Below are 26,390 nucleotides of genomic sequence, written 5' to 3'. Positions count from 1 at the left end.
ACCAATTGCTTTACAGCGCTCCGGTATAGGTACCGCGCGGCGGATACTTGTTATTCAAAGCATATTTGATCCCACCCGAAATGTCAGAAATCGAGGGCCGACCGAAAGGTGTCGTTTGCTGCCATGCGAAATACAAGGACCGGTCGGGCGCGATGTAGAAATGACCCGGCTCAGCGAAGAACGGCGCCTCAGCAGTCCCCTCGCGGCCTGTTGAGATATGCAGGCCCCACCCGTCCCGCGCTTGGGACAGGGGCAGGCTGTGGCCCACACGCAATTTCGAAGTTCCGGCTTTGGCGACCGTTTCTGCGGCACGATCTGAAGTATCCGTGCTGAGCATGATAACCTCGACGCCCAGTGCCGCGAAATCGTCCAGTGCAGCCTCGACCTCGCCCATCTGACGAATACAGATCGGGCAATGCAAGCCGCGATACTGAATAACCAGCGTTCCGTTTTCACCCTTGTCGGCGTCCAGATCAAAACTGCCGTGGCCCACGGTTTCAATTTTCAGCACCGGCACTGGGTTTCCCGGTATCAACATGTGTTTTCCTCATGAATTGTCGGGTTCGTCTCATTGACCCGATGCGGCGCAGACGCTAGGGCCTTTGCGACGAAACGCAAGGAGACCCTTCATGTCCAACCCCTCGCTCCTCATCCTGCCCGGAGACGGAATTGGCCCGGAAGTTATGGCCGAAGTGCGCAAAATCATCGATTGGTTCGGCACCAATCGCGGTCTTCACTTTGACGTGAGCGAGGATCTGGTCGGAGGCGCGGCCTACGATGCACATGGCAAGCCGCTGTCGGACGAGACCATGGCCAAAGCACAAGACGTGGACGCGGTTCTGCTGGGTGCTGTCGGCGGCCCGAAATATGACGATCTTGATTTCAGCGTCAAACCCGAGCGCGGCCTGCTGCGCCTGCGCAAGGAGATGGACCTGTACTCCAACCTGCGCCCGGCCCAGTGTTTTGACGCACTGGCGGATTTCTCGTCGCTGAAAAAGGACATCGTGGCCGGTCTGGACATAATGATCGTGCGCGAGCTGACCTCGGGTGTGTATTTCGGCGAACCGCGTGGCATCTTCGAAGAAGGTAACGAACGCGTCGGCATCAACACCCAGCGTTACACGGAATCCGAAATCGAACGCGCAGCGCGCTCGGCCTTTGAACTAGCGATGCGCCGGAACAAGAAACTGTGCTCGATGGAAAAGGCCAACGTGATGGAATCGGGCATCCTGTGGCGCGAGGTCGTTGACCGTGTCGCCAGGGAGTATCCCGAGGTCGAGCTGTCCCACATGTATGCCGACAACGGCGCCATGCAGCTGGTCCGCGCACCGAAACAGTTCGACGTCATCCTGACCGACAACCTGTTCGGCGACATACTGTCCGACTGCGCGGCGATGCTGACCGGATCGCTGGGCATGCTTCCCTCCGCCTCTCTGGGTGCCCCGATGGCCAATGGCCGTCCCAAAGCGATGTACGAGCCGGTGCATGGCTCGGCGCCCGATATCACCGGTCAGGGCAAAGCCAACCCGATTGCCTGTATTCTCAGCTTTGCTATGGCGCTGCGTTACAGCTTTGATCAGGGCGAAGAAGCGGATCGTCTTGAAACAGCCATCGAGAAAGTGCTGGCCGATGGTGTCCGCACTGCCGACTTGCTGGCCGAAGAAGGTGTGGTGCCGGTTTCAACCTCTGAGATGGGCGATGCGATCGTCGCGGCGTTGGACGCAAGCACCTAACCCGATCTGCGCTGGACTCAAACAGAATGGCGGTGCCCGGTGCACCGCCTTTTTTCGTTTGCCTGTCAGTTTCCAAAAATGCTGTTCAACAGGTTATTGATTTCCTGCGCGAACCCGCCGCCTTGCTTGCGGCGCGGTTTTGACGGCTGCGCTGTCTGAACCGGAGGATCAGGTGCCAACATGGGCAGGGGTGTTGGCGTCATGCCGTCGGTGACGCGCGTCATGGTCTCTTTCCAGATCTCGGCCGGCAATCCACCACCGGTGACACCCGATAGCGGCGTGTTGTCGTCATATCCCATCCAGACACCCGCGACATAGTCCGCCGTGAACCCGATAAACCATGCGTCTCGTGCCGCTTGGGTCGTGCCGGTCTTACCCGCTACCTGCCACCCCGGCAGTTTGGCCCGTGCACCGGTGCCTTCGGAGACCACACGCTCCATCATCCACGTCAGTTGCCTGGCAGCCTTGTCGTTGATGACACGCTCGCCGATGCCTGTCGTCGTCACCATAACGGGGGTGTTGTCACCCAACAGTTTCAATTCAGTCAGACCGTAGGGTTCCACCGCCGAACCGCCGTTCAGGATGCCAGCATATGCGCCCGTCATCTCGATCAGTGTGCTTTCCGATGCGCCCAGCGCCAATGCCGGCCCCTGCGCCAGATCGCTGGCAATTCCAAAACCACTTGCGACCGTACGGACGTTATCCAGCCCGGAAATCTCGGCTACTTTGACGGCCGGGATATTCAGCGAGTTCTTTAGCGCATCGGCCAGCGTCACCCGACCGTAGAACTTGTTGGTATAGTTCTTGGGGCACCACTGGCCCGAACCGGGAATATTGACGCAATAGGGTTCGTCATTAACTGTATCCAGCGGAGAATACCCCAGCTCCAGCGCAGTGGCATATACGAAGGGTTTGAAGGCTGAACCCGTTTGTCGTTTCGCCAAAGTCGCCCGGTTGAAAACACCCGCCACTCGCGTTTCCCGACCGCCGACCATGGCGCGCACCGCCCCGTCCGCCGACATCACGACAATCGCGGCTTGCGCTTTGGACCCTTCACGGACTTTCTCCTGAAAGATGAACTTCAGCGCCTCTTCAGCAGATTGCTGGATTCGCTGATCCAGCGTTGTCTGGATAACCACATCCTCGGTGGTGTTGCGGGTAAAGAACTCGGGCCCGCTGGCCATGACCCAGTCCGCGAAATATCCACCGGCCCTCGCGGCGGCGGCTTTGGACAATTGTGCCGGGCGACTGCGGGCTTCGCTGGCTTGCGCCGAGGTCAGATAGGCCTGATCCTCCATCAGCCCGACGACCAGCCGCGCGCGATCCTGCGAACGTTGCAGGTTATTAGTCGGCGCATAGCGCGTGGGCGCAACAAGCAACCCTGCCAGCATCGCGGCCTCAGCCGGAGAAACCTCTGCTGCCGATTTTCCGAAGTAACGCTGGCTCGCAGCTTCGAATCCACGCGCACCGGCCCCCAGAAACGCTCGGTTCAGATAGATCGTCAGAATATCGTCCTTGGAGTATTTGACCTCCATCGCCATCGCAAAGATGGCCTCTTTCCCCTTGCGCCAAAGAGAACCCTGTCGGCAATCCGCCTCATATGCGGCCTCGGACTCCCAATCGCTGGGCTCGTATGGAACGCCCAGACACAACAGCTTGGCCGTTTGCTGTGTAATGGTCGAACCGCCATGGCCGGACAATGGCCCACGCCCTTCGCTCAGATTGATCCGAACGGCACTGGCGACGCCTCGCGGGCTGACGCCGAAATGGCGGTAGAACCGCTTATCCTCGGTCGCGATCACCGCGTTTTTAAGATGCGGCGAGACCGTGTCGGCCGTGATCACGCCGCCAAACTGATCACCGCGCCACGCAAAGACCTTGCCGTCGCGATCCAGCAACGTTACCGACCCGCGCGCCCGCCCGTCCAGCAGAGCGTCGAGATCGGGCAAGGTGCTATAGACGATGCCGATCGCCAGCGCCAACATCAGCGCGGCAACGGCGCCTACGCGCCAGGTTACGCCCCAGATCAGACGCCCGATCCATCGTAACAGGCGACGAAATGGCCCCCCTCCTCCGCCCGACCGTCGACGTGTGTTTTTCCGGGCCGTCTTGCGCGTCGCGGTTTTGCGGGCCGTCGATTTCTTGCCCGCAGGCTTCGCAGCCCGCTTTGCCGTCGCAGGTTTGCGCCGCTTCGACGGGTATCTTTTGTCCGCGACCAGTGGCGGTTTGCGGCGCTTGGACTCAGTCATGCTCAAACTCTGCCCGATTATGCTTTTGTGGCACCATACCTCGGTGCCGCGGCCATGTAGAGGTGTGAATTTCTGGTATTTCCCTTCCCGTAACCGCCTATTTTTTTATCATCGCATCAAATTTGTGCAAAAAATGTGCAATTTTTGCGAATTTCGGACACGTCTACCCCGGAAACCCATTCCTATAAGCCTTCGCACACGCTCTTTTTCTGCAGGTGCAAAATACCGGCCATGCCGGAGACGTAGAGGGGAAAGACGTGAAACTAATCATTGCGACAATCAAACCGTTCAAGCTTGAGGAAGTGCGTGAAGCACTGACCGAGGCTGGTGTGCGCGGAATGATGGTGACTGAAATCAAGGGTTTTGGTTCGCAGTCCGGTCACACCGAAATCTATCGTGGGGCGGAGTACGCCGTGAACTTCGTGCCCAAGATCAAACTGGAAATCGTAGTTCCCGCCACGATGACCGACCAGATCGTCGAAACCATCACCAAGACCGCCAAGACCGGCAAAATCGGCGACGGCAAGATTTTCGTCCTCGATGTCGAGCAGGCCCTGCGCGTGCGGACTGGGGAAACGAACGAAGAGGCGCTCTGAGCGCCCCCACTCACACACATTCGAGGACTGACTATGAATCTGATGAAATCTCTCATCCCTGCCGCCGCGATTGTCGCGTTGCCGCAGATGGGCTTTGCGCAAGAGGCCGCCACCGGAGAAACTGCGCAGCATACGCAATATATCCTGACATCGCTGTTGTTTCTGGTCGGCGGTTTTCTGGTGTTCTGGATGGCCGCGGGTTTTGCCATGCTCGAGGCTGGTCTGGTGCGCTCCAAGAACGTTGCCATGCAGCTGGTCAAGAACATGGGCCTGTTTTCCTTTGCCGCCATCATGTACTGGCTGGTGGGCTTCAACCTGATGTATCCGGGCGATGGCTGGACAATCACGGGGTTCCTTGGCGCTTTTTCACCCACCTCGCTGGAGCCTGTTGGCCTGAGCGGTGTTGAAACCGACCTGTCCTATGCTTCGGTCGGATCTGACTTCTTCTTCCAACTGATGTTCTGTGCCACCACTGCATCGATCGTTTCGGGCACCATGGCCGAGCGCGTGAAACTGTGGCCCTTCTTCGCCTTTGTGATCGTACTGACCGGCATTATCTACCCGATCGAAGCGTCCTGGCAGTGGGGCGGCGGCTGGCTGTCCGAGATGGGCTTTAGCGATTTTGCCGGCTCGACTCTGGTTCACGCCGCTGGTGGTTTCGCAGCGTTGGCCGGTGCCATCGTGCTGGGCCCGCGTATCGGTAAGTACAACAAAGACGGCAAGGTTGTGCCGATTCCGGGTTCGAACCTTGCGCTGGCAACACTGGGTACGTTCATCCTGTGGCTGGGTTGGTTCGGCTTCAACGGTGGTTCTCAGCTGGCAATGGGTACTATCGGTGACATGGCCGACATCAGCCGCATCTTTGCCAACACCAACATGGCCGCTGCTGCCGGCGCCGTTGCCGCGCTGATCCTGACGCAGCTGATGTACGGCAAGGTCGACCTGACCATGGTCCTGAACGGTGCGCTGGCCGGTCTGGTGTCGATCACCGCGGAACCGCTGGCTCCGTCGCTGTTCCAGGCTCTGATCATCGGTGCAATCGGTGGCGTGATCGTGGTTCTGACTGTTCCGATGCTGGATCGCATGAAAATCGACGACGTGGTCGGTGCGATCCCAGTTCACCTGATCGCAGGCTTCTGGGGCACCTTCATCGTGGCCTGGACCAACGGTGACGCGTCCTTCGTGACCCAGATCATCGGCTTTGCTGCGATCGGCATCTTCGTCTTCGTCGTCAGCTTCGTTCTCTTCTCGATCCTCAAGGCAACTGTTGGCCTGCGAGTTGGCGAAGAAGAGGAGATCAACGGCCTGGATATGGGCGAGCTGGGTATGGAAGCCTACCCTGAGTTCTCCAAGGGCTGAACTCTTCGAGCTCTCCCAAAAAGACACCTGCCCGGGCTTTCCGCCCGGGCATTTTTCATATGGCACCAAGTCTGTACTGGTTAGCAAACCGCTAAGATTCACTCAGGCCTTTTAATTACTCAGCAAAGACTTGAATGCCAGTTCGGCGGTCAAACCGATGATGACTTAACTGCTGAAAAGCGGTGGGAGTGGGTTTATTTTTCCGTCAGCATCGACCTCAAAGATAATGAACTCATCTGCATCGGTGTAAGAACGGTGCATCTGGGACGCTTGGATTTCGAGCGTTCCTTCACTTTCTTCTCTTTCTCCACCGACAATCCGTCCATTTTCTACAGCCGCAATATATCGCCCGGCCTGCGGAAATCCGATCAACTTTGGACAAGCAAGAAGTTCGTCATAAGAGGGTGGGTGTGGCATTCTTTTTCCTATTAATTCAATCGTCCAAACGCACATATAGCTGCAGATGTAAACACACAATACCCGCATGAGTTGAGTCTCAGAGTTGCTGTAAGCTCGATTCCAAATCAAAAGTCATCAACCCTTTTTCCGCCACCAAAATCGAACGAAACAAAAAAAGGCCACCCAAAGGCGGCCCCTTAAATCCTTTAGTGGCGCCGTCAGACGCCGACGTCGACAATCGCCTTGGCCAGGATCGGCACGGTATTCGCATTCAAGCCAGCAATGTTCAGACGGCTGTCGCCGACCATGTAGATGCCGTGATCATTACGCAGTTTTTCCACCAGTTCCGGTGCCGCGCCCAAACGTGAAAACATACCGCGGTGCTGGGCAATGAACCCGAAGCGATCCGAGCCGCTCAGACGCTGAAGTTCATCCGCCAGATCCTGACGCAGACCCAGCATGGACAATCGGACCTCTTCCAATTCGGCAGCCCAGTCTGCTCGCAGGGCGTCGTCCATCAGGATCGTCGTTACCACCCGTGCGCCGTGATCCGGCGGGAAGGAATAATTCTGGCGGTTCAGAAACGCGAGTGTCCCTTGATTCAGTGCGGTTTGACCCGCATCAGAGCTGACAGCCATCAGCAGACCGGTGCGTTCGCGATAGACACCAAAGTTCTTTGAACAAGAAGCCGCGATCAGGCATTCCTTAACCGACGAAGCGACGAGACGGACAGCTAGCGCGTCCTCTTCCAAGCCGTCACCAAAGCCCTGATAGGCAATGTCGATCATGGCCACCAGGCCACGCGCATTGATCAGGTTCACGACCTCTTGCCACTGTACCATATTCAGGTTTGCGCCTGTCGGGTTGTGGCAGCAACCGTGCAGCAGAACGACGTCGCCTGCATTGGCGGTCTTTAGGTCCTCGATCATCCCGTCGAAATCAACACCACGGGTTTCGCTGTCAAAATAGCGGTAAGCAACCGTCTCGATGCCCAGATAATTCAGGATCGACAGGTGGTTCGGCCAGGTTGGGTTTGACACAAAGACGCGGGCCGAGGGGTTGGCCATGCGGACCATCTCGAACGCCTGACGGCAGGCACCGGTACCACCGGGTGTCGCTACGGCGGCAATGTTGCCGCGCGGAACCGAAGCGCCCAGAATCAGTCCAATCATCGCATCCGCATAAGCCGGATCACCTGCAAGGCCGGTGTACGCCTTGGTTTCCTGCTCTTCTAAAATACGCTGCTCGGCCGCTTTCACTGCGCGCATGACCGGGGTGATGCCCTCGGCGTTCTTGTAGACACCCACACCCAGATCGATCTTCTGATCACGTGGATCCTCACGGTACATCTGCATCAGCGCCAGAATCTTGTCAGCGGGCTGAGGTTTGAGAAATTCGAACATCAGTTCTCTCCGGTTGCGACGGGCAGGGTTGGGAAGGCACCCCATTCAGCCCAGGAGCCGTCATAAAGCGAGTGGTCTTTCTTGCCCATGCGCTCGAGCGCAAGGCTTAGGATCGCGGCGGTCACGCCCGAGCCACAGGATGTGATTGCCGGTTTCGACAGGTCCACTCCCGCACTTTCAAACACGGCGCGGCATTCGTCAGGCGACTTCATCGTGTTATTCTTGTTCAACAAAGTGCCGAACGGCACGTTTCGCGACCCCGGAATATGACCAGAGCGCAGACCCGCGCGGGGCTCTACCTCTGCTCCGGCAAACCGGCCAGAAGAACGGGCGTCGATAATCTCATGATCCGCCAGCTTAGCTGCGGCCGAGACCTGCGTCACGTCCCGCACCAGATGGTTCTGAACCCGAACAGTCATGTGTCGATCACGGATGACGGGTGGCAAGTCCTCAATCTCTCGGCCTTCAGCCTGCCACTTGGGCAGCCCACCATCCAGTACAGCAACGTTTTCCTGCCCCATCAACCGGAACAACCACCACACGCGCGCAGCCGACATCAGTCCGGCTCCGTCATAGACGACAACCTGATGGCCATCCCCCACGCCCATCGCGCGCAGGCGCGACATGAATTTCTCGACCGGCGGCACCATGTGTGGCAGGTCCGAGCGGTGATCGGAGACCTCGTCGATGTCAAAGAACCGCGCCCCGGGAATATGACCGGCGTCGTATTCGGCCTTTGCGTCCCTCCCTTGCTGCGGCAGATGCCAAGACCCATCCAGAATCCGCAGATCCGGATCCTTTAGATGGGCCGCAAGCCATTCGGTGGAAACGAGGGTTTTTGGATCGTCCTGCATCAATGCCTCCCCTAATCGCGCTTGGAAATTTCCTATACCCGGTGGGATAGGGGTTCAAGGTTGGATAGCGCTAGCGCCCTTGCAACACGGGATTTATCTGGCACCGCGCAGGCGGAAGTACTGAATGATCCCGATCAGGCTGATCAGAATCCAGAACCCTTCGATCAGCATCGAAGCCAGATTGAAGTTTTGCAGCAGCGAAAAAACGATCAGAACCGAACCCAGCAGGTTGAACGCCGGAAAGGCCAGATCGTCAGAGTTCATCAACCGCATTTGCGTCGCAAAATAAGCGGCAACGACAATCAGCGCTCCGCAAGAGCCGATGGCGTCCACAAATGTCAGGCTGTCCCAAAATGCGGTCATGAGAGCTTTCGATTCTGTTCTGAAAATTCTGCCTGTTGCGAATAGTGATGCATGTTGAGGAAAGCCGCCCCCTGATCGCCAGCACGGTAGCCATGCGGCAGGTCGGCGGAAAAGCGAAGTCCCTGCCCTGCGTGCAGCGGCACCCATTCCCCATCCCGTAATATGTCCAGCGCGCCGTTGAGCACAAAGACTTCCTCGGTCACACCGGCGGCGTGGGCGGCGGATTCGTGACTTTGGTTCGGGGCAAGTTCAACGTGAAACGTCTCGGCCCCCAGGGCTGGATCGAACGGGAAAACGATCTTTACTTCGATGCTGCCAGGAAAGGTTACGGTGCGAAACACCGACGCGTCTGCAGGATCGCGCATAGCCGACGACCCAATCAAAGCGCTTAGCGGCAATTGAAACCCCTTTGCGATTTTCCAAAGAGTCGCAATCGTCGGGCTGGATTCGCCGCGTTCGATCTGGCCCAGCATGGCTTTGCTGACACCCGTCATTTCGGCGACCTTGGACAGGCTCAGCCCCGAGGCGGCCCGCACGTCCCTTAGTTTCAGTGTAATGTCTTCCGTTTCCATGCCTGCGCTCTGCAAATTCTATTGTACGTTATAACGCACATGTGCTACGTGCGCTATAACGTACGCATCCCGCATATCGCAACCGGGGCAAAAGGGAAACAGCATCATGCCAATGTACCGATCCAGAACTTCTACCCATGGCCGCAACATGGCCGGTGCCCGCGGCCTGTGGCGCGCAACAGGCATGGGCGACGATGATTTTGGCAAGCCGATCATCGCCATCGTCAACTCGTTCACCCAATTTGTACCGGGGCACGTCCATCTGAAGGATCTGGGCCAGATGGTTGCGCGCGAGGTAGAGGCCGCAGGCGGTGTCGCGAAAGAGTTCAACACGATCGCCGTCGATGACGGAATCGCCATGGGTCACGACGGAATGCTATATTCGCTGCCGTCGCGCGAAGTCATCGCGGACAGCGTCGAATACATGGTCAACGCCCATTGCGCGGACGCGATGGTCTGTATCTCGAACTGTGACAAGATCACTCCTGGTATGCTGATGGCCGCGATGCGCCTGAACATCCCGGCGATCTTTGTTTCGGGCGGGCCGATGGAGGCCGGCAAGATCGACATCGCCGATCTGGACGCCAAAAAGATCGACCTGGTCGACGCCATGGTCGCGGCAGCTGATGACAGGTTTACCGACGAACAAGTCCAGCATATCGAGGAAAACGCCTGCCCCACGTGCGGATCGTGTTCGGGCATGTTCACTGCCAACTCGATGAACTGTCTGGCCGAGGCTCTGGGCCTCGCACTGCCGGGCAACGGCTCGACACTGGCGACACATGCGGATCGCAAAGAACTGTTTCTTGAAGCCGGGCGCCGGATCGTCGAGATCACCAAGCGACACTATGATCTGGACGAAAAAGGATTCCTGCCACGTGAAATCGCCACATTTGAGGCATTCGAGAACGCGATGAGCCTGGATATCGCCATGGGCGGATCGACCAATACAGTTCTGCACCTTCTGGCTATTGCGCATGAGGGAGAGGTTCACTTCAACATGAGTGATATGGACCACCTCAGCCGCAAGGTACCGTGTTTGTGTAAAGTCGCACCGAACACCGAAAACGTACATATGGAAGACGTTCATCGGGCCGGTGGTATCTTCTCGATCCTGGGTGAGCTCAGTCGGGCGGGATTGCTTCACGAAGAGTGCAGCACGGTCCATTCCGCCACGATGGGCGAAGCGATTGCCAATTGGGATATCAAGATTGCAAACAATCCCAAAGCACAGGACTTGTTCAAAGCAGCGCCGGGCGGTGTGCGCACCACGCAGGCGTTCAGCCAATCGAACCGCTTCAAGGAACTGGACACCGACCGCGAAAACGGCGTGATCCGATCCAAGGAACACGCATTCAGTCAGGATGGTGGCCTAGCAGTTCTGTTTGGAAACATTGCGCGCGAAGGCTGCATCGTGAAAACGGCCGGGGTGGATGAGAACATCTTGAAATTCACCGGTTCGGCCTATGTTTGCGAAAGCCAGGACCAGGCGGTGAACGATATTCTGACCGGCAAGGTGAAAGAGGGCGACGTAGTAGTCATTCGTTATGAAGGCCCACGCGGTGGACCGGGAATGCAAGAGATGCTGTATCCGACCTCGTATCTGAAATCCAAAGGTCTGGGCAAAGCCTGCGCTCTACTGACCGATGGCCGCTTCTCGGGCGGCACATCAGGTCTGTCTATCGGCCATGTATCCCCCGAAGCCGCAGAAGGCGGTGAGATCGGACTGGTGAAAACTGGCGACACAATCGAGATCGACATCCCCAACCGCACCATTCATCTGGCCGTATCGGATGAGGAACTGTTCGAGCGGCGCGAAGAGCAGGACGAGAAGGGTTGGCACCCGGCTGAGCCGCGTAAGCGCAAGGTTTCAACGGCGCTCAAAGCCTATGCCAAACTCACTACCAGCGCGGCAAAAGGGGCCGTGCGCCAGGTCTGAGAATAAACAACCGGGAACACTCCCGCGTCCGATATGCACCATCGGCTTTGCCGACACCGCTTTCGGACTTGGGCCCGGCGCCGCGCAAAAGCGCGGCGCCGGGCCCATCAAGAGGAGATGTCTCGTCAGAGACTTTGACGATTGGCGGGAGCCCCCACCCGATTCTTAGTCACCCAGTTTGGCGTGAACTTCATCCAGGTCGATCTCTCCGACCGGCATCTTGTTTGCAGGATTTTCGAAATCGTATTTGAACAGCTCGAAGTCTTTCTTGTAGATCTCATAAACCAAATGCATCGAAAGGTCGTCAAAGTAATCCTCAACCGGATGCGCCCGCTTGGGACCGTGGCCTTCGGATTCGTTGAAACGTGGAATCTCGGACAAGGTCACAGGGTGTGCCGTATCGAGATCTTCCAATACGCCCCGCATCCCGTCATTGAACTTCTCGGTCCAGAAGATGCGATCGTACCGTCCCCCATTCACGATCAGCGTTGAAACATGGCCTGACATGGCCGACCAGTGAATATCAGGATCCATCGGACGCCGCCAACGGATCGTATCTCGGGCAAACAGCAGAAACCGGCGAAAGCTGGCGATCTGGTCAAACTCGCCCTTCCCGTCTTTCCCGCCAACTTCGATGCCGTAGTTGTAAATCAGCGTCGGCACCAGATTGCCGCGATAGCGTTTTCCGTTTCGCTGAATACCGCAGATCTTGTCAAAGAAGGAGCTGAGGATGCGAGTATAGGGATTGCGGACACAGGTGAACGTAAAGGACTCATGCGACCGCACATTCCTGGCAATCACATCCTGACTGCCATCAAAGGCCCATTTGTGCATACCGTCCTGCGCATCATGGATATCGCCATCAAAGAACTGACCGTGATCGGAGTAGTACATGATCTGCCCGATGGTCGAGCAGGCACATTTGGGCACCACGCGATAAACCATGCTTTGGCTTTCGGTCATCCATGTCCCGGGAAAACCCATTCGCTGCGCCTCCTTCGCCGGTTCGGTCTCAGGCCGATACTCCGGCATTCGATGTAAAAGAACCAAAAAAATTCTGTTTATTCAATCGTTCATCCTCAGTATCACGGTTGGAAACGAGCAGAAACGGGAATTGCGGACCTCTATGGCAAAGATTGCCTATATTTTGTTGTGCCACAAAAACCCTGACGCAATCATCGCGCAGGCAGAGCAACTGACCGCTGCCGGCGACTGCATGACCATCCATTTCGATGCACGCGCCGGTGCAGTAGATTATGCGCGCATTCGTGACGCGCTGAAAGACAATCCAAATGTTACCCTCGCCTCCAACCGGACCAAATGCGGCTGGGGGGAATGGTCTCTGGTTCAGGCAACACTTTACGCGATTCAGGCAGCGGTCGAGGCCTTTCCCCGCGCCACGCATTTCTACATGCTGTCCGGCGATTGCATGGCGATCAAGACAGCAGAATACACTCATCGATTTCTCGACGAGAACGACAAGGATTTCGTAGAAAGCTACGATTTCTTCGAAAGCAACTGGATCAAGACCGGTATGAAAGAAGACCGGCTGATCTATCGCCACTATTTTAACGAACGCACCCAGAGCCGCCGGTTCTACGCGGCCTATGAAATGCAAAAGCGTTTGGGCCTGACCCGAGAGATACCTGCGGACATACAAGTCATGATCGGTAGCCAGTGGTGGTGCCTGCGCCGCCAGACGATCGAGATGATTCTCGCCTTTCTACGCCAGAGACGGGATGTGGTTCGGTTTTTCTCGACCACTTGGATCCCAGATGAAACTTTTTTTCAAACGCTGGTCCGACACCTGATCCCAAGAGCGGAAATCGAAAACCGCACGCTGACGTTCTTGATGTTCTCTGACTACGGGATGCCGGTCACGTTCTATAACGACCACTACGATATGTTGCTGGGTCAGGACTACATCTTTGCGCGGAAGATCAGCGCCGAGGCGCATGAGCTAAAAGACCGGCTTGGTAAGCTATACGCCAGCGAAGGGATCACGTTTCAGGTATCGGACGAAGGGCGCAACCTCTACAGTTTTCTCAGCGGTCGGGGGCGTGTCGGGCGGCGCTATGCAAGACGGTTCTGGGAGGCCGCGAACACGCTCGGATCTGAGCGGGACTTATATTTGATCGTCTGCAAAAAATGGCACGTGGCCAAGCGGCTGGTCGGTCAGATCGTGTCTGAAACCGATATTCCCTGCGTCGAGTATCTGTTCAATGAACTGGAAACGCCCCTGCCTGATCTGGGGGGGATCGAAACGACCCTGACCAAGCGTTCTCGTCATCGCCGGGCCCTTGTGCAGATGTTGTTTGACCACTTCAATTCGGATCGGCTGGTGATCTGCCTGGATCCGTCGAATTTGGACATTGTTCAAGACTTTTGCGCGGATCAGGCCCGGACACATGTGCTTGAAATCGAGTGTGATTATTCCGACGACTATCTGATCGGTCACGCGCGGCGCGTTGGTCTGGCCGGAGAGGCCAGCCCCGTCCGGACGGTCGAGCGCCTGCTGCCGACCATCCGTAACGATATCACCTATGAATCCGAGCAGATCCGGGGCGCAGGGTTCGATGGGTACTTGCGTTTGCGTCAGTCGGCACCAAAGGCCGACAACGAAATCGCAGTCGCCAAGTTTCTCGGGGTCGCCACCGATAAGGCGCAGGCCATCATGCAGTTGGAATACCTGTTCTCGGATTAAGACCCGGCGACTTTGTCGGACACCGCCGGGTCATAGGGGTCAGATATCGAACTTGACGCCTTGTGCAAGCGGCAGTTCGGCCGAGTAGTTCACAGTATTGGTCTGACGACGCATATAGGCTTTCCACGCGTCCGAGCCGCTTTCACGCCCCCCGCCCGTTTCCTTTTCACCGCCGAAGGCTCCACCGATCTCGGCACCCGACGGGCCGATATTGACGTTGGCGATCCCACAATCCGAACCGGCAGCTGTCAGGAACTTTTCCGCCTCACGCATGTTCAGGGTGAACACGCAAGAGGACAGGCCTTGCGGTACATCATTCTGGATTTCCAGCGCCTGATCAAAATCGTCGTACCCCATCACATAAAGGATCGGAGCAAAGGTCTCGGTTTTCACCGTCTCGGTTTGTCCGGGCATTTCGACGATCGCCGGTTCCATATAGACGCCTGAAGGAACACCTTCGGTCACGCGATTGCCCCCGAATACTGTGCCGCCCTCGGCTTCAGCGGCCTTCAAGGCGGATGTCATCGCAACCCCGGATGCTTCATCCACCAACGGACCGATTAGTGTGCCTTCGGCCAACGGATCGCCGATCGGCAGCCCCGCATATGCCTTTTTCAAACGCGCAACCAGTTCACCTTTGATCGATTTATGCACGATCAGGCGACGCAGCGTGGTACAGCGTTGGCCTGCGGTACCCACGGCCGAGAACACAATCGCGCGCACCGCCATTTCCAGATCGGCCGAGGGACCAACGATCATCGCATTGTTGCCGCCCAGTTCCAGAATACATTTGCCAAACCGCTGCGCCACGATGGGTGCTACCGCCCGTCCCATGCGGGTCGACCCGGTGGCCGAGATCACCGGGACATCCTCGCTGGCAACCAGCGCCTCGCCCAGCGCCGCCCCGCCAATCAGGGTTTGCAGCAAGCCGTCCGGCGCATCACCAAACCGCACCAGCGCGCGCTCAAAGATTTTCTGACAGGCCATCGCTGTCAGCGGCGTCTTCTCGGACGGTTTCCAGATCACCGGATCACCACAGACCAACGCCAGAGCGGCGTTCCACGACCAGACGGCAACAGGAAAGTTGAAGGCCGAGATCACGCCAACCGGACCCGCGGGATGCCAGGTCTCCATCATCCGGTGGCCGGGGCGTTCGGAGGCGATGGTCAGGCCATACAGCTGACGCGACAGGCCGACCGCGAAGTCACAGATATCGATCATCTCCTGCACTTCGCCCAGTCCTTCGGACGTGATCTTGCCTGCCTCCCAACTGACCAGCGCACCCAGGTCATCCTTGGCGGCGCGCAGTTCTTCACCCAGCAGCCGGATCAGCTCACCACGCCGTGGGGCGGGAACAACCCGCCATTCTTTGAACGCCGCTTTGGCACGGGCAAAGATGGCGTTCATCTCAGCGACAGGGGTCTCATGTACTTCGGCCAGCAGACTGCCATCGATGGGTGAGGTCACCCGCAGTGTGCCGCCGGTCAGTTCCTCTTGAGTGAGATCTAATTTCGCAAGGGTTGCTTCAGCTGTCATCACTACGTCTTTCATATCTCAGGCCGCCTTGTTCTGTTGGGTCACATCACCAGCACGATAAAGCTGGCCAAATTCTGTATTGAGGAAGTCGGCAAGTTTCACCTGCTCCTGCCGGACAAACCCTTTGGATGGCAGCGCCCCGGTGCGCACCAGATCGACCACGCCCAGCACACCTGCTGCAGTCGTGACTTGAATGGCGCTCCAGACCTGTCCGTTGAATTCTCGCGCAAAGGATTTGTTGATCAGGGACTTCTCGCGCAATTCGCCTTCGATCTTACCTTTGGCCGTGCAGTAGACCAGCACAACGTCCTGATCGGTGCGCGGCAATGCGGCTTCGAAAATCTCTTTCAACAGATCGCGACGGCGTTCCAGCCCCAGATCACGAAGCAACAGTTTCAGGATGTCGCAATGGCCCGGATACCGGATCGAGCGGTAGGATACGGCGCGCGCTTTGCCCTCCAGCGTTTCGGGCAAAGTGCCCAGACCGCCCGAGGTATTGAAGCATTCGTATTCCACACCATCGTGGCCCAGAACTTCGTAATCCTCCAGCGGAGCGGTCTTGACCAGTTCACCGTTCACGATGGCATCACAGGGATTGCAATACTCGTTGATCAGGCCGTCGGTCGACCATGTCAGATTGTATTTCAACGCGTTGGTCGGGTAGAGCGGCAGTGCACCAACCCGCATATGCAGGCTGTCGATTTCGTCAAATTCCGCTGCCAGGGCAGCCCCCGCGATGCCGACAAAGCCCGGCGCCAGTCCACATTGCGGCATAAAGGCCGTATCGCTGTCTTCTGACAGCTTGCGCACGGCATTCGTTGCGGCCACGTCTTCGGTCAGATCGAAGTAATGCGCGCCTGCCTCTTTGGCTGCCTTGGCAATGGCCGGCGTCAGAAAAAACGGCGCGGCTGAAATCACTGCATCAAAACCGGCCAGACCTGCGGTCAGCCCCTCTTCGTTTTTGGCGTCGATTTGTTTAGTGCCCACGCCCATCTTGGCGATCTCGCCCAACGCCTTCAGGTCATGATCCGCTACAGTCACTCGGTAGTTCGGTGATCCCTTCAGCAGGGTCGCAATCATCTGCCCGATTTTACCGGCGCCAACGACACAAACATTCCAGTTCAAAACGTGCCTCCATTATCCGTTTTTCTTGAATATGGAGGAAAACCTGTTCGAAAAGCAGCGTGTATCTTGACGAAATCACGGACATTTGCGTCATAACGGCGGTATTTTCGACATTATGCCGAAGCTTTCCAATTAGTGGCTGCTACGTAGGATTAGCTCGGGATCCAACAGTACTTCTTCCTCGGGCTTGCCGGGATCTTCTGCGCGGCGGTCCAGCAAACCGATCACCGCTTCAACCAGTTCCGGGATCGGGTTGCGCAACGTGGTCAGCGAAAACGCGGGCCAAGCGGCCATAGCTATGTCATCGAATCCCAGCACCGAGACATCTTCGGGAACCCTATGCCCGCTTTCGCGCAGCGCCGTCATCGCCCCGATTGCCATGGCATCATTTGCACAAACCAACGCATCCATTGAGGCTGACAGTAAAAGCCGACCGGCAGCGTCATATCCGCTTTGGACAGTGAAATCGCCGGTTTCTTCGGCAATCAGCGACAGGCTTCGGGCCGACAGGGCCGCGCAAAGCCCTTTTCGCCGCCACTGTGACGAGCCAAAATAGGCAGGCCCGCCAATATACGCAAATCTGCCTCGACCTTTGTCCAGCAACACATCCGTTCCGCGCCGCATTCCCTCGGCGTTGCGACAGCTCACATTGTCGACCCCGGGCGCATTCAGCAGCCGGCCGCTGGAAATGACCGGAATGCTCAATTTACCACAGGATTCCACGATATCTTCGTTCAGGCTGCCCGACCGCAGGATGATCGCCTCGAGCGGATAGCGCAGCACATTCGAAACCGCCTCGCGAGATGTATCTTCGGTACCGCCGATCACGATGGGCCACCGGCCCGCACCGCACAGCCCTGTCGTCAGGTGTCTGAGAACCTCCTGATCGTATTCGTTTGGCATTTCACCGACGAAGATGGCAACCAAGTTCGATCCACCTGCCTGCAAACTGGCGGCCAATGCATTCGGGCGATAGCCCAGCTCTTCGGCTGCCTTCAGGATCGCCTTACGTTTTTCGGTATTCAGATAAGCGCCTGGTGTGAAGGCACGCGACACGGCCGAACGGGAAGATCCGGCCAGTTTCGCCACATCCTCGGCAGTAACCCGTTTCGTCCGAGTTCCGGTCTTGGGTTTCATCTCAAATGCTCACAGTCTTTTGTACGATGTCGTTAAAATACTTCACATTCGTCACAGCCGCGTTACAGTGCATCTGTATGTGAACACGTGTGCAGAGTTCATGCAAGAAAAACAGAGCTGAAAACCATTAATTTTTTCAAAGGTTTAGCTCAGTAGTTCGGCGTGGAATCACGTGCTTACCTTTTGGAGTCGCAGGTCTCTGCGGGCCAAATCAACCCAAAATGCCCTCAGGGCTTCTTTGATCGGAGATACAGAATGACTCGTCTGACTCTCGCCACTGCCGCAGCCGCGACGCTGCTGTCCGGCGCAGCATATGCGGAAACCGAAATCACCTTGTGGCACGCGATGGGTGGTGCACTTGGTGAAACCGTTAACCAGATTGCTGCGGATTTTAACGCCAGCCAGGACGAATACGTCGTCACCCCAGTGTTCAAAGGTACCTACGAAGAAGCCCTGACGGCCGGTATTGCTGCCTTCCGCGCTGGTGAACAGCCCAACATCCTGCAAGTGTTCGACGCCGGTGCCGCTACTGTGATTGGCGCCAAGGGTGCAACCATCCCGGTTCAGGACCTGCTGACAGACAATGGCGTGACCTTCGACATCGAAGACTATATCTCAGGCGTGCGCTATTTCTTCGCGGACAGTGACGGCAAAATGATCGGAATGCCGTTCAATTCGTCCTCGCCCATCATGTATTACAATGTGGATGCGCTGGAAAAAGCCGGTGTGACCCCGCCGAAAACCTGGGAAGAGTTCCAGACCGTCACCGCGCCCGCACTGAAAGAGGCCGGATATACTGGCCTGTCGCAGTCGCACCTGCCGTGGATCTTCACCGAAAACTTCATGTCGCGCCACGACTTGCCGTTTGCCACCAACAACAACGGTTATGACAGCGTCGACACGCAGATTCTGGTGAACAACGATGCCATCAAGGCGCATTTCAACGCTGTTCAGGACTGGCAGAAGAACGGCTATTTCGAATGGTTCGGCACCGGTTGGGGTGACAACCAAACACCGTTCGAAGAAGGCAAAGTTGCGATCTGGTTGGGCTCATCCGGTTCCTTCGGCGGCCTGTCCAAGAAAGACCTGCCGTTCGAATTCTCGGCCACCTACCTGCCTTATTGGGAAGCGGTAACGACTGAGCCCAAGCAAACCTTCATCGGTGGCGCCGCTCTGTTCGCGATGGCGGGTAAGCCTGCCGAGGAAAACGAAGCCACAGCTGCATTCTTCGAATTCTTGACCTCGCCTGAAACCCAGTATTTCTGGCACAAGGAAACCGGTTATGTTCCGATCACCGAAGCTGCGTATGAACTGGCCAAATCCGATGGACACTATGAAAAAATGCCCGCCGCCGAGATCGGCATCAACCAGTTGTCGCTGCCTGCCGGTGAAAACACCAAAGGCTATCGCATGGGCTTTTATGTTCAGATCCGCGACGTGATGAACCGTGAGTATGGCCGCATCCTGACCGGCGAAACCTCGGTTGAAGATGCATTCCAGAACATCGAGACGGAAGCCAACCAGCTGCTCGAGCGTTTCTCGAAAACCCAAGGGTAATCTGATATCCTGAACGGGCGCGGCGGCCGCAGGCATCTGTGGTCGCCGCCCTTATTAAATGAAAGGAAGGCCCGCATGAAGCGCGCAGGCTTTGACACGAAATGGCTGCCTATTCTGTTGCTGCTGCCTCAGCTGATAATCATTGCGGTCTTCTTCTATTGGCCCGCAGCACATGCGATCCAATCGTCTATGTTCTTGCAGGACCCGTTCGGATTTGGGTCGACCTTCGTTGGCTTTGACAACTACACCGACCTAGCGGCAAATTCCGAATACCGCCGCATTGCATGGTTCACGGTGATCTTCACCTTGCTGGTCACGTTCTTTTCACTTGCGTTGGCATTGCTGCTGGCAGTCAAGGCGGACAAGGTCATTCGCGGCGCGCGCAGCTATCGAACACTGCTGATGTGGGTCTACGCGGTCGCTCCTCCGGTTGCTGGATTCATCGGCCTGATCATGTTCGACCAAAGCTGGGGACCCCTGACCGAATTTGTCAAAAAATTCGGCTGGGACTTCAAGCTGGGCGTCAACTACTTCGACACGGCATCTGCCATGATCATCGTCTCGGTTTGGAAACAGGTGCCCGTCAATTTCATCTTCTTCCTTTCTGGCTTGCAATCCATACCGCGCTCCGTGCGCGAAGCGGCCTTGATCGACAATGGCTCGGCCATGGGTCGCTTCTGGGATGTAACCTTCCCACTGTTAGCGCCGACCGCGTTCTTCCTGCTGATCATTAACATCACCTATTCTCTGTTCGACACGTTCGGCGTCATCGATACGCTTGTGAAGGGGGAGCCAGGGAACAACCCGATGACACTGGTCTACAAGGTCTATGTGGACGGGTTCCGCGGCAACGACCTAGGTGGTTCGTCGGCGCAATCGGTTATCCTGATGGTGCTGGTCCTAGCCCTGACCGTCTTCCAGTTCCGGCTGGTTGAACGTCGTATCCACTATACCTGAGGTTTCGCCATGACACATGTTCATACCGCCCAAAGCGTCGAGACCTCGACCCCCACCGCATCCAAGCGCGGGGTCCGGCTGAGCGATATCGGCGACCATCTGGTGCTGATCCTTGGCTCTCTGTTCATGCTGCTGCCGTTGATCGTGCTGCTGCAGATGACCACCATGCCGGATGTCGAAGTCATCAAGACCGGCCCGACCCTGCAAATCGGCGATCAGTTGGGTCCCAACTTCGATAAGGCCATGTTCGAGGCATCGGGCTTTTCCGGCAAGAACACCGGAACCAGCATGCTGATCAACTCGTTCATTCTTGGCATCGGTTTTGCAGTCGGTAAAATCGTGATCGGAATGATGGCAGCTTATGCCATCGTCTATTTCCGCCTGCGGTTCGCCACGCTGGCGTTCTGGATCATCTTCACCACGCTGCTTTTGCCGCTCGAGGTGCGTATCCTGCCATCATACGAAGTGATCCAGAAACTCGGTATGCTGAACACCTATCAGGGTCTGATCATTCCGCTGATCGCTTCGGCCACGGCGACGTTCTTTTTCCGGCAATACTACCGTTCAGTCCCCGAGGAGCTGGTCGAGGCAGCTCGAATCGACGGCGCGGGACCTGTCAAATTCTTCATCGACATACTGGTGCCGCTCAGCCGGACGATGATCGCCGCGATGTTCATCATCATGTTCGTCTTCGGCTGGAACCAGTATCTGTGGCCGACCATGATCACCACCGAAGAAGACATGTTCACTCTTGTCCGCGGGATCAAGCAGATCACGCAGGACCTTGAGGGTACCAACATCCCCGAATACGGCCGCGCGAACATGCTGGCATTCATCGCCATCATCCCACCGGTCTTCGTCGTCATTTTCTTCCAAAGCTGGTTCGTCAAGGGCCTGACGGAATCCGACAAGTAAGGAATACTACCTATGGCTCAGGTTTCCCTGAACTCTATCCGCAAACTCTATCCCAACGGGTTCGAGGCCGTCACGCCGTCGAGCTTCCACATCGACGATGGCGAGTTCGTGGTGTTGGTTGGTCCATCCGGCTGCGGCAAATCCACCTTGCTGCGCATGATCGCGGGGCTCGAAGACATCACCGAAGGTACTCTGCGCATTGACGAGCGTGAGGTAAACAATGTCGATCCTGCCGACCGGGATATCGCGATGGTGTTCCAGAATTATGCGCTTTACCCGCATATGACAGTTCGCAAGAACATCGCTTACGGCCTGAGGAACCGCAAAACTCCGGCAGGTGAAATTGACCGCAAGGTGGCCGAGGCGTCAGCGCTGCTGAACCTTGATGAGTATCTCGACCGCAAGCCTTCACAACTGTCGGGTGGTCAGCGGCAACGGGTGGCGATGGGCCGGGCCATCGTGCGTGACCCTGCATTGTTCCTGTTTGACGAGCCGCTGTCGAATCTGGACGCCAAGCTGCGCAACCAGATGCGGATCGAGATCAAGGCGCTGCAACGACGTCTGGGCGTGACCTCGATCTACGTCACCCACGATCAGGTCGAAGCCATGACCATGGCCGACCGCATCATCGTCATGAACAGCGGCAAGATCGAACAGATCGGGACCCCGGCCGAGGTCTACCACGCCCCGGCGTCGACCTTTGTAGCCGCCTTCATGGGTGCGCCGCCGATGAACCTGCTGAACGCGCAAGCCAGCGGTGGCGCAGTGCGTTTTGCCGACACCCACATCACTGAAGGTGCGCCGACCGATGGCCCGGTGACCCTTGGCATCCGACCCGAAGACCTGTTGCTGGACCCGGCCGGACCGCTGTCCATCACGATCGACATTATCGAGGAACTGGGCGCTCACCGCCTGTTGCATGCCTCGATCGGGCAGGAAAAACTGACCGTACACGTAGGCAAGGATACCGAAGTCTCACCCGGCCCGGCCAACTTGTCGGTCAAACCCGGCGCAGCGTCGCTGTTTGCAACTGAGACCGGAAAACGCCTGTGACCCACGCTGTTTCGACTTTGCCGCTGGTCTCGGAAGCAGAGCACCAGCGCATTCTGGCTGCGCCGCGTACCGCGCAGGCCCACCGCGCATTGCTGGCTGATTTACCCGCGATGAACCTGTTGCAGACGGGCGGTGAAACTCAGGAAACCGCTCTGCCGCAGGAGATTTCGGTTGTGGCCTGGAATCTCGAACGCTGTCTGTTCCCTGAGGAAAGCGCCAACCATATCGCCCCTTTCGCGCCGCAGGTTGTGCTGTTGTCAGAAATGGATCATGGGATGGCCAGAACATCTCAGCGCCACACGACCGAAGATATGGCCCACGCCTTGGGCATGACCTACGCCTACGGGGTCGAGTTTCATGAACTGGGCCTTGGCGGTCCGACCGAGCGACCCTATTGCACCGACGATTTCAACGCCCGCGGTTGGCACGGCAACGCCATCCTCAGCGCGGTCCCGTTTGAACGGCTGGCGATGTTGCGGCTGGACGAAGATGGGCACTGGTTCATGACCGAAGGCGCGGGCGATCCCGAGCAACCTCGGGTTGGAGGCAGAATGGCTCTGGCTGCGATCCTGCCAGGTCAGAGCGGCCCGGTCTGTGTCGTCTCGACCCACCTGGAGAGCAACTCGGGCGCGGCTCATCGCGCAGCACAGTTTGATGCGCTGCTGGATATGATGGACCAATTTGCGCCGGACATGCCGGTGATTATCGGCGGAGACCTGAACACCGGAAACCACATTCCCCCAGACTTTGACTGGCGGGACGAAACCTTGTTTCAAATCGCTGAAAACAGGGGTTATGACTGGGCCTGTTCCCCCGAGGGCATGACCACGCGGCCCAGCCTGATCACCCCGCATCCAACCCGACAGATGCGTCTGGACTGGTTCTGCACACGCGGATTTATCTGTTCGGATAAAAGACGCGTGTCCTCTCTGACTGAAGAGGGCAAACCATTGTCCGATCACGACGCCGTTTGGTGCCGGGTTGCCCAGGCCTGAGACAGGCCCGGTGCTACAATGACCAAGTTGCGACCGGGGCCCCGAAGGCTTCGGTCTTTACAGTTAATCCCAGACCGGGCGCCTGCGGGACCAGCACACCACCGTCGACGACCGGCGCATCAAACGCGGCGGTTTCCAGGGTGACCATGTCGCGACAATCAAGCACGCAGCGTAGAAAACGTTCCGGGACGGTTGCGCCCAAATGAACGATGCCCGCAAAGGCGATGGTCGAACCAACCGTGTCCTGAACGCTGATCGTCAGCCCTGCGGACCGGCAGATATCGCGATGCCTGCGCCCGCGCGTCAGGCCGCCTGCTTTCGAGATTTTCAACCCGATCCCATCCGCGATGTCCTGCGCAACGATCTGAGTGACGTCCTGATCCTGCTGCGCCAACTCGTCAACAATAATCGGCACGTTACACCGCTGCCTCAGAGAGATCGTTTCGCGCCATGACGCACACGGGGCTTCAAGAACGAAATCCAGACCCTCCGGCAGCAACCTGAGCATCCGCAGGGCGGTCTCAGGGATCATACCGCCATTGGCGTCCACAATGAAGTATTCGCCCGGTCGCCGGTCCGCCAGCGAGGCCGAAATCCGTTCTGCATCCAGCGCCGGGCCACCTTCGGAATCCAACGCTCCGATCTTCACGGAATGGCCCAGATATCCACGGGCCCGGTGATCCGCAACGCGGGCACGCATGTCTTCGGGATCACCGGCATAGATCGAGGATATGACCGGCATGCGGTGGTCGGTTGATCCGCCCAACAACTCGCAAACCGGCAGGTCGACAGACTTTCCGAAAATGTCCCAACACGCGATGTCCAGCGCAGTCTTGGCGTGATTGTGCCCGACCAAAGCTTCGTCCATTGCGTCATTGATGCGGTCCAGCTGTCTGGGATCACGGCCCAGAAGGCAGGGCGCGATTTCTTCGACCCCGGCGCGAGCGCCGCGGGCATGTGCGGCGATATAGGTCGACCCGAAAGGCGTACTTTCTCCCCAGCCTTCCAATCCGGTATCCGTTTCCATGCGAACGATCGTGGCGTCAAAGCCGTGATACTCACGCCCTCCGGACAGCAGATAAACCCCGCCTGAATAAGGCAGCTCCACCTGATAAAGCTCGATGCGGCTGATCTTCATGGTGTGGTCTCGGGCGGCAGCAAAACCAGTTTGCCTGTGTGTTTCTTTGCCAGGAAATCTTCCTGCGCCTGGGCGATCTCGGCCAAGGGGTAAGTGGCAGACAAAGCGGGGCGGATTTCACCACCTTCGATATACGAGATAAGGTTCGGAAAAACCTCATCCGCCTGATAGGTCGATCCGAATAGAGACAAATCCTTCAGATACAGCGACCTGACATCAAGCTGTGTGATCGGTCCGGCGATCGCACCGGCGGTGGCATAGCGACCGCCTCGGCGCAAAACATCCAGAAACGAAGGCCATTGCGGGCCAGCTACCAAATCGATCACCACATCGACAGACCCGGCACCCAGTGTACCCACCAGATCCGCATCCCGGTCAACCACCTGATCCGCGCCCAGCGCGCGCACTTCATCCGCCTTGGCTGCCGAGGACATCGCAATGACAAAGGCACCGCGTCGCTTGCACAACTGAACGGCTGCCGATCCGACACCGCCGGACGCGCCCGAGATCAAGACCCGCTCGGCCCCGACAGATGCGCGATGCAGCATGTTTTCGGCGGTAGAATAGGCGCAGGGGATCGATGCGAGCTCGGCATCAGACCAGTTGCAGCGCACGGCATGTGTGAATTCAGACTTGGCGATGGCGAACTGGGCAAACCCGCCGTCAAGTTCCGACCCATAGGTGATGCACGTAAACGGATCTGCCTCCCGGATCGGTTGGATTGATTGCACCAAAACACGCTGTCCAATCCGTTCCGGGTCTACGCCCTCTCCCACCGCAGTGATGTAGCCGCAGACATCTGCACCCTGAATGCGCGGGAAGGTCAGTGGAATGCCGGACCAGCTGGCATCGTCGGTATCCACCTTGTCGAACCCTTCAGCACCACCCGATTCCGTGTCGGAGGTCACGACTTTGGAATACCAGCCGATCCGTGTGTTGATATCGGTGTTATTGATCCCCGCTGCAGTCACACGGATTTGCACTTCGCCTTTGCCCGGTTCGGGAATCGCTACATCAGTGCGAAAGTCCAGTTTTTCCAGCCCGCCATGACCGGTCAGAAGAACCGCTGCCATCTTGCCTTGAGTTGCCATGTATTGCCCTCTAGCTACGGCGTTTTGGCCGTAAATTACTTGAACAGGAACTTGTGTTCCAACCTCCGGTACAGGCATCGCCCTATCACCGCATTTCAGTTGAAACTGGCTGATAGTTGCTAATTGCGTCGCGTTGTCAATCACCGGATGGCTGTTGAGAACACCTAAATTGGGATAATTAGCAATGGCGCTTTAACCTCCTTCAAGAGCCTAAACTGGTTCGCCAAAAAGGCGGGCCATTCATTCGTGACTGGTAGTCTCAATCGGACAGAGCAGCGGAAATCTTGCGGTCGCTGACGTTGGAAACGTCATAATATTTGAACCCGGTGTCGATCAGCGGCGGTACTTCTTCACCCATGACCGCATCGATGGTTCCTGTGGAGGTTTCATAACCGATGCCCACGGGGCACTGGGGAATAGCACGCGCCATCCAGCCGCCACTGCCCAACGCGATGATCTGGCGTGACAAATGATTGGGCGGCATCACCAATACCCTGACGGGTTGATGCCGTTTCCGGGAACCCTCTTTGCACCCACACAAGACCGCGATACACCGGACGGCGAGTTCACCCACAAGGCGGGAGATATCGTGACAATTGCAAATGACCAGCTGGGCGCACTGGCCAACACGGTGCGACTGTCCACCGAATGCCCCGAGTGGCAGTTCGGGGCTTCCCACCTGATGCGAAACATTGCCCATCGCGGCCTGGCTTAA

At 57.4% G+C, this 26,390-nt stretch carries 25 protein-coding genes; 11 read left to right on the top strand and 14 right to left on the bottom strand.

Translation table 11 applies throughout. The features are described 5' to 3' along the window. Positions 1 to 10: 10 nt before the first annotated feature. Entirely contained in the window at positions 11 to 538 is a 528-nt protein-coding gene (locus tag AC2TDA_RS07295) for a redoxin domain-containing protein (RefSeq protein WP_480877637.1), read from the bottom strand. Between the two features lie 91 nt (positions 539 to 629). Between AC2TDA_RS07295 and leuB the strand changes: the two genes are divergently transcribed. Next, a complete protein-coding gene (leuB, locus tag AC2TDA_RS07290) occupies positions 630 to 1,733 on the top strand; it encodes a 3-isopropylmalate dehydrogenase (RefSeq protein ID WP_480845101.1) in 1,104 nt (367 codons plus the stop codon). A 65-nt stretch (positions 1,734 to 1,798) separates the two neighbouring features. Here the strand turns inward: leuB and AC2TDA_RS07285 are convergent, their stop codons facing one another. Beyond that, positions 1,799 to 3,982 (bottom strand): transglycosylase domain-containing protein, encoded by a 2,184-nt coding sequence (locus tag AC2TDA_RS07285; RefSeq protein ID WP_480877639.1) that lies wholly within the window; start codon positions 3,980 to 3,982, stop codon positions 1,799 to 1,801. 257 nt (positions 3,983 to 4,239) lie between these two features. Here AC2TDA_RS07285 and AC2TDA_RS07280 point away from each other — a divergent pair, with 257 nt between their 5' ends. Both AC2TDA_RS07280 and AC2TDA_RS07275 read left to right on the top strand, forming a co-directional pair. Then, positions 4,240 to 4,578, top strand: coding sequence for a P-II family nitrogen regulator (locus AC2TDA_RS07280; RefSeq protein ID WP_480845099.1), 339 nt, complete (start codon positions 4,240 to 4,242; stop codon positions 4,576 to 4,578). A 33-nt stretch (positions 4,579 to 4,611) separates the two neighbouring features. Beyond that, on the top strand, positions 4,612 to 5,937 hold the full coding sequence (locus AC2TDA_RS07275; protein WP_480845097.1) for an ammonium transporter: 1,326 nt from the start codon (positions 4,612 to 4,614) through the stop codon (positions 5,935 to 5,937). A gap of 165 nt (positions 5,938 to 6,102) precedes the next feature. Here AC2TDA_RS07275 and AC2TDA_RS07270 read toward each other — a convergent pair whose 3' ends face one another. From AC2TDA_RS07270 to AC2TDA_RS07250, 5 genes are all read right to left on the bottom strand, one after another. After that, positions 6,103 to 6,354 (bottom strand): hypothetical protein, encoded by a 252-nt coding sequence (locus AC2TDA_RS07270; protein ID WP_480877641.1) that lies wholly within the window; start codon positions 6,352 to 6,354, stop codon positions 6,103 to 6,105. Positions 6,355 to 6,554: 200 nt separating this feature from the next. Beyond that, positions 6,555 to 7,739, bottom strand: coding sequence for an amino acid aminotransferase (locus AC2TDA_RS07265; RefSeq protein ID WP_480877643.1), 1,185 nt, complete (start codon positions 7,737 to 7,739; stop codon positions 6,555 to 6,557). After that, positions 7,739 to 8,593 (bottom strand): 3-mercaptopyruvate sulfurtransferase, encoded by an 855-nt coding sequence (sseA, locus tag AC2TDA_RS07260; protein ID WP_480845093.1) that lies wholly within the window; start codon positions 8,591 to 8,593, stop codon positions 7,739 to 7,741. Before sseA ends, AC2TDA_RS07265 begins: the two co-directional genes overlap by 1 nt. Before the next feature lie 93 nt (positions 8,594 to 8,686). After that, entirely contained in the window at positions 8,687 to 8,956 is a 270-nt protein-coding gene (locus AC2TDA_RS07255) for a CBU_0592 family membrane protein (RefSeq protein WP_480845091.1), read from the bottom strand. Beyond that, the gene (locus AC2TDA_RS07250; protein ID WP_480845089.1) at positions 8,953 to 9,528 is read right to left on the bottom strand and encodes a helix-turn-helix domain-containing protein; all 576 of its coding nucleotides are present in this window, start codon (positions 9,526 to 9,528) and stop codon (positions 8,953 to 8,955) included. The genes AC2TDA_RS07255 and AC2TDA_RS07250 overlap by 4 nt, the downstream gene beginning before the upstream one ends. A gap of 106 nt (positions 9,529 to 9,634) precedes the next feature. Between AC2TDA_RS07250 and ilvD the strand changes: the two genes are divergently transcribed. Next, a complete protein-coding gene (gene ilvD, locus AC2TDA_RS07245; RefSeq protein WP_480845088.1) occupies positions 9,635 to 11,467 on the top strand; it encodes a dihydroxy-acid dehydratase in 1,833 nt (610 codons plus the stop codon). Positions 11,468 to 11,632: 165 nt separating this feature from the next. Here the strand turns inward: ilvD and AC2TDA_RS07240 are convergent, their stop codons facing one another. Then, positions 11,633 to 12,451 (bottom strand): sulfotransferase family protein, encoded by an 819-nt coding sequence (locus AC2TDA_RS07240; RefSeq protein ID WP_480877645.1) that lies wholly within the window; start codon positions 12,449 to 12,451, stop codon positions 11,633 to 11,635. 142 nt (positions 12,452 to 12,593) lie between these two features. Between AC2TDA_RS07240 and AC2TDA_RS07235 the strand changes: the two genes are divergently transcribed. Beyond that, entirely contained in the window at positions 12,594 to 14,171 is a 1,578-nt protein-coding gene (locus tag AC2TDA_RS07235; RefSeq protein WP_480877646.1) for a DUF5928 domain-containing protein, read from the top strand. 39 nt (positions 14,172 to 14,210) lie between these two features. On the opposite strand, the gene amaB is transcribed toward AC2TDA_RS07235, so the two are convergent. The 3 genes from amaB to AC2TDA_RS07220 all read right to left on the bottom strand — a co-directional run bounded on the left by amaB (position 14,211) and on the right by AC2TDA_RS07220 (position 17,969). Then, positions 14,211 to 15,707, bottom strand: a complete 1,497-nt coding sequence (gene amaB / locus AC2TDA_RS07230) for an L-piperidine-6-carboxylate dehydrogenase (RefSeq protein WP_480878102.1) — start codon at positions 15,705 to 15,707, stop codon at positions 14,211 to 14,213. An 18-nt stretch (positions 15,708 to 15,725) separates the two neighbouring features. After that, the gene (locus AC2TDA_RS07225) at positions 15,726 to 16,832 is read right to left on the bottom strand and encodes a saccharopine dehydrogenase family protein (protein WP_480845084.1); all 1,107 of its coding nucleotides are present in this window, start codon (positions 16,830 to 16,832) and stop codon (positions 15,726 to 15,728) included. A 132-nt stretch (positions 16,833 to 16,964) separates the two neighbouring features. Continuing rightward, entirely contained in the window at positions 16,965 to 17,969 is a 1,005-nt protein-coding gene (locus AC2TDA_RS07220; RefSeq protein ID WP_480877648.1) for a LacI family DNA-binding transcriptional regulator, read from the bottom strand. Between the two features lie 255 nt (positions 17,970 to 18,224). Between AC2TDA_RS07220 and AC2TDA_RS07215 the strand changes: the two genes are divergently transcribed. From AC2TDA_RS07215 to AC2TDA_RS07195, 5 genes are all read left to right on the top strand, one after another. Further along, a complete protein-coding gene (locus tag AC2TDA_RS07215) occupies positions 18,225 to 19,526 on the top strand; it encodes an extracellular solute-binding protein (protein ID WP_480877650.1) in 1,302 nt (433 codons plus the stop codon). Between the two features lie 75 nt (positions 19,527 to 19,601). After that, positions 19,602 to 20,483 carry an ABC transporter permease subunit gene (locus AC2TDA_RS07210; RefSeq protein WP_480845081.1) on the top strand — a complete coding sequence of 294 codons (882 nt, stop codon included), beginning with the start codon at positions 19,602 to 19,604 and terminating at the stop codon, positions 20,481 to 20,483. A 9-nt stretch (positions 20,484 to 20,492) separates the two neighbouring features. Beyond that, positions 20,493 to 21,398, top strand: a complete 906-nt coding sequence (locus AC2TDA_RS07205; protein WP_480845080.1) for an ABC transporter permease subunit — start codon at positions 20,493 to 20,495, stop codon at positions 21,396 to 21,398. A 12-nt stretch (positions 21,399 to 21,410) separates the two neighbouring features. Then, on the top strand, positions 21,411 to 22,451 hold the full coding sequence (locus AC2TDA_RS07200) for an ABC transporter ATP-binding protein (protein ID WP_480845079.1): 1,041 nt from the start codon (positions 21,411 to 21,413) through the stop codon (positions 22,449 to 22,451). Continuing rightward, positions 22,448 to 23,446: an endonuclease/exonuclease/phosphatase family protein gene (locus AC2TDA_RS07195; protein ID WP_480877652.1), complete on the top strand. Its 999-nt coding sequence runs from the start codon at positions 22,448 to 22,450 to the stop codon at positions 23,444 to 23,446. The genes AC2TDA_RS07200 and AC2TDA_RS07195 overlap by 4 nt, the downstream gene beginning before the upstream one ends. 13 nt (positions 23,447 to 23,459) lie before the next feature. Here AC2TDA_RS07195 and AC2TDA_RS07190 read toward each other — a convergent pair whose 3' ends face one another. The 3 genes from AC2TDA_RS07190 to AC2TDA_RS07180 all read right to left on the bottom strand — a co-directional run bounded on the left by AC2TDA_RS07190 (position 23,460) and on the right by AC2TDA_RS07180 (position 26,159). After that, positions 23,460 to 24,584: a mandelate racemase/muconate lactonizing enzyme family protein gene (locus tag AC2TDA_RS07190; RefSeq protein WP_480877654.1), complete on the bottom strand. Its 1,125-nt coding sequence runs from the start codon at positions 24,582 to 24,584 to the stop codon at positions 23,460 to 23,462. After that, positions 24,581 to 25,675, bottom strand: a complete 1,095-nt coding sequence (locus AC2TDA_RS07185) for an alcohol dehydrogenase family protein (protein ID WP_480877656.1) — start codon at positions 25,673 to 25,675, stop codon at positions 24,581 to 24,583. The genes AC2TDA_RS07190 and AC2TDA_RS07185 overlap by 4 nt, the downstream gene beginning before the upstream one ends. Before the next feature lie 259 nt (positions 25,676 to 25,934). Then, positions 25,935 to 26,159, bottom strand: a complete 225-nt coding sequence (locus AC2TDA_RS07180) for a hypothetical protein (protein WP_480877658.1) — start codon at positions 26,157 to 26,159, stop codon at positions 25,935 to 25,937. 21 nt (positions 26,160 to 26,180) lie between these two features. Here AC2TDA_RS07180 and AC2TDA_RS07175 point away from each other — a divergent pair, with 21 nt between their 5' ends. Next, a complete protein-coding gene (locus tag AC2TDA_RS07175) occupies positions 26,181 to 26,390 on the top strand; it encodes a hypothetical protein (protein ID WP_480877660.1) in 210 nt (69 codons plus the stop codon).

The sequence above is a fragment of the Ruegeria sp. HKCCD6426 genome (assembly GCF_057221115.1).
The sequence above is the reverse complement of the archived record's forward strand: the minus strand, read 5'-3'. Positions and strand labels throughout refer to the sequence as shown.

Coding starts and splice junctions, on each gene's coding strand:
- AC2TDA_RS07215 (WP_480877650.1), top strand. CDS start 18,225: ATGACTCGTCTGACTCTCGCCACTGCCGCAGCCGCGACGCTGCTGTCC.
- AC2TDA_RS07185 (WP_480877656.1), bottom strand. CDS start 25,675: ATGGCAACTCAAGGCAAGATGGCAGCGGTTCTTCTGACCGGTCATGGC.
- AC2TDA_RS07250 (WP_480845089.1), bottom strand. CDS start 9,528: ATGGAAACGGAAGACATTACACTGAAACTAAGGGACGTGCGGGCCGCC.
- AC2TDA_RS07180 (WP_480877658.1), bottom strand. CDS start 26,159: ATGCCGCCCAATCATTTGTCACGCCAGATCATCGCGTTGGGCAGTGGC.
- sseA (WP_480845093.1), bottom strand. CDS start 8,593: ATGCAGGACGATCCAAAAACCCTCGTTTCCACCGAATGGCTTGCGGCC.
- AC2TDA_RS07265 (WP_480877643.1), bottom strand. CDS start 7,739: ATGTTCGAATTTCTCAAACCTCAGCCCGCTGACAAGATTCTGGCGCTG.
- AC2TDA_RS07220 (WP_480877648.1), bottom strand. CDS start 17,969: ATGAAACCCAAGACCGGAACTCGGACGAAACGGGTTACTGCCGAGGAT.
- AC2TDA_RS07255 (WP_480845091.1), bottom strand. CDS start 8,956: ATGACCGCATTTTGGGACAGCCTGACATTTGTGGACGCCATCGGCTCT.
- ilvD (WP_480845088.1), top strand. CDS start 9,635: ATGCCAATGTACCGATCCAGAACTTCTACCCATGGCCGCAACATGGCC.
- amaB (WP_480878102.1), bottom strand. CDS start 15,707: ATGACAGCTGAAGCAACCCTTGCGAAATTAGATCTCACTCAAGAGGAA.
- AC2TDA_RS07275 (WP_480845097.1), top strand. CDS start 4,612: ATGAATCTGATGAAATCTCTCATCCCTGCCGCCGCGATTGTCGCGTTG.
- AC2TDA_RS07175 (WP_480877660.1), top strand. CDS start 26,181: ATGCCGTTTCCGGGAACCCTCTTTGCACCCACACAAGACCGCGATACA.
- AC2TDA_RS07235 (WP_480877646.1), top strand. CDS start 12,594: ATGGCAAAGATTGCCTATATTTTGTTGTGCCACAAAAACCCTGACGCA.
- AC2TDA_RS07285 (WP_480877639.1), bottom strand. CDS start 3,982: ATGACTGAGTCCAAGCGCCGCAAACCGCCACTGGTCGCGGACAAAAGA.
- AC2TDA_RS07295 (WP_480877637.1), bottom strand. CDS start 538: ATGTTGATACCGGGAAACCCAGTGCCGGTGCTGAAAATTGAAACCGTG.
- AC2TDA_RS07270 (WP_480877641.1), bottom strand. CDS start 6,354: ATGCCACACCCACCCTCTTATGACGAACTTCTTGCTTGTCCAAAGTTG.
- leuB (WP_480845101.1), top strand. CDS start 630: ATGTCCAACCCCTCGCTCCTCATCCTGCCCGGAGACGGAATTGGCCCG.
- AC2TDA_RS07210 (WP_480845081.1), top strand. CDS start 19,602: ATGAAGCGCGCAGGCTTTGACACGAAATGGCTGCCTATTCTGTTGCTG.
- AC2TDA_RS07205 (WP_480845080.1), top strand. CDS start 20,493: ATGACACATGTTCATACCGCCCAAAGCGTCGAGACCTCGACCCCCACC.
- AC2TDA_RS07190 (WP_480877654.1), bottom strand. CDS start 24,584: ATGAAGATCAGCCGCATCGAGCTTTATCAGGTGGAGCTGCCTTATTCA.
- AC2TDA_RS07240 (WP_480877645.1), bottom strand. CDS start 12,451: ATGGGTTTTCCCGGGACATGGATGACCGAAAGCCAAAGCATGGTTTAT.
- AC2TDA_RS07200 (WP_480845079.1), top strand. CDS start 21,411: ATGGCTCAGGTTTCCCTGAACTCTATCCGCAAACTCTATCCCAACGGG.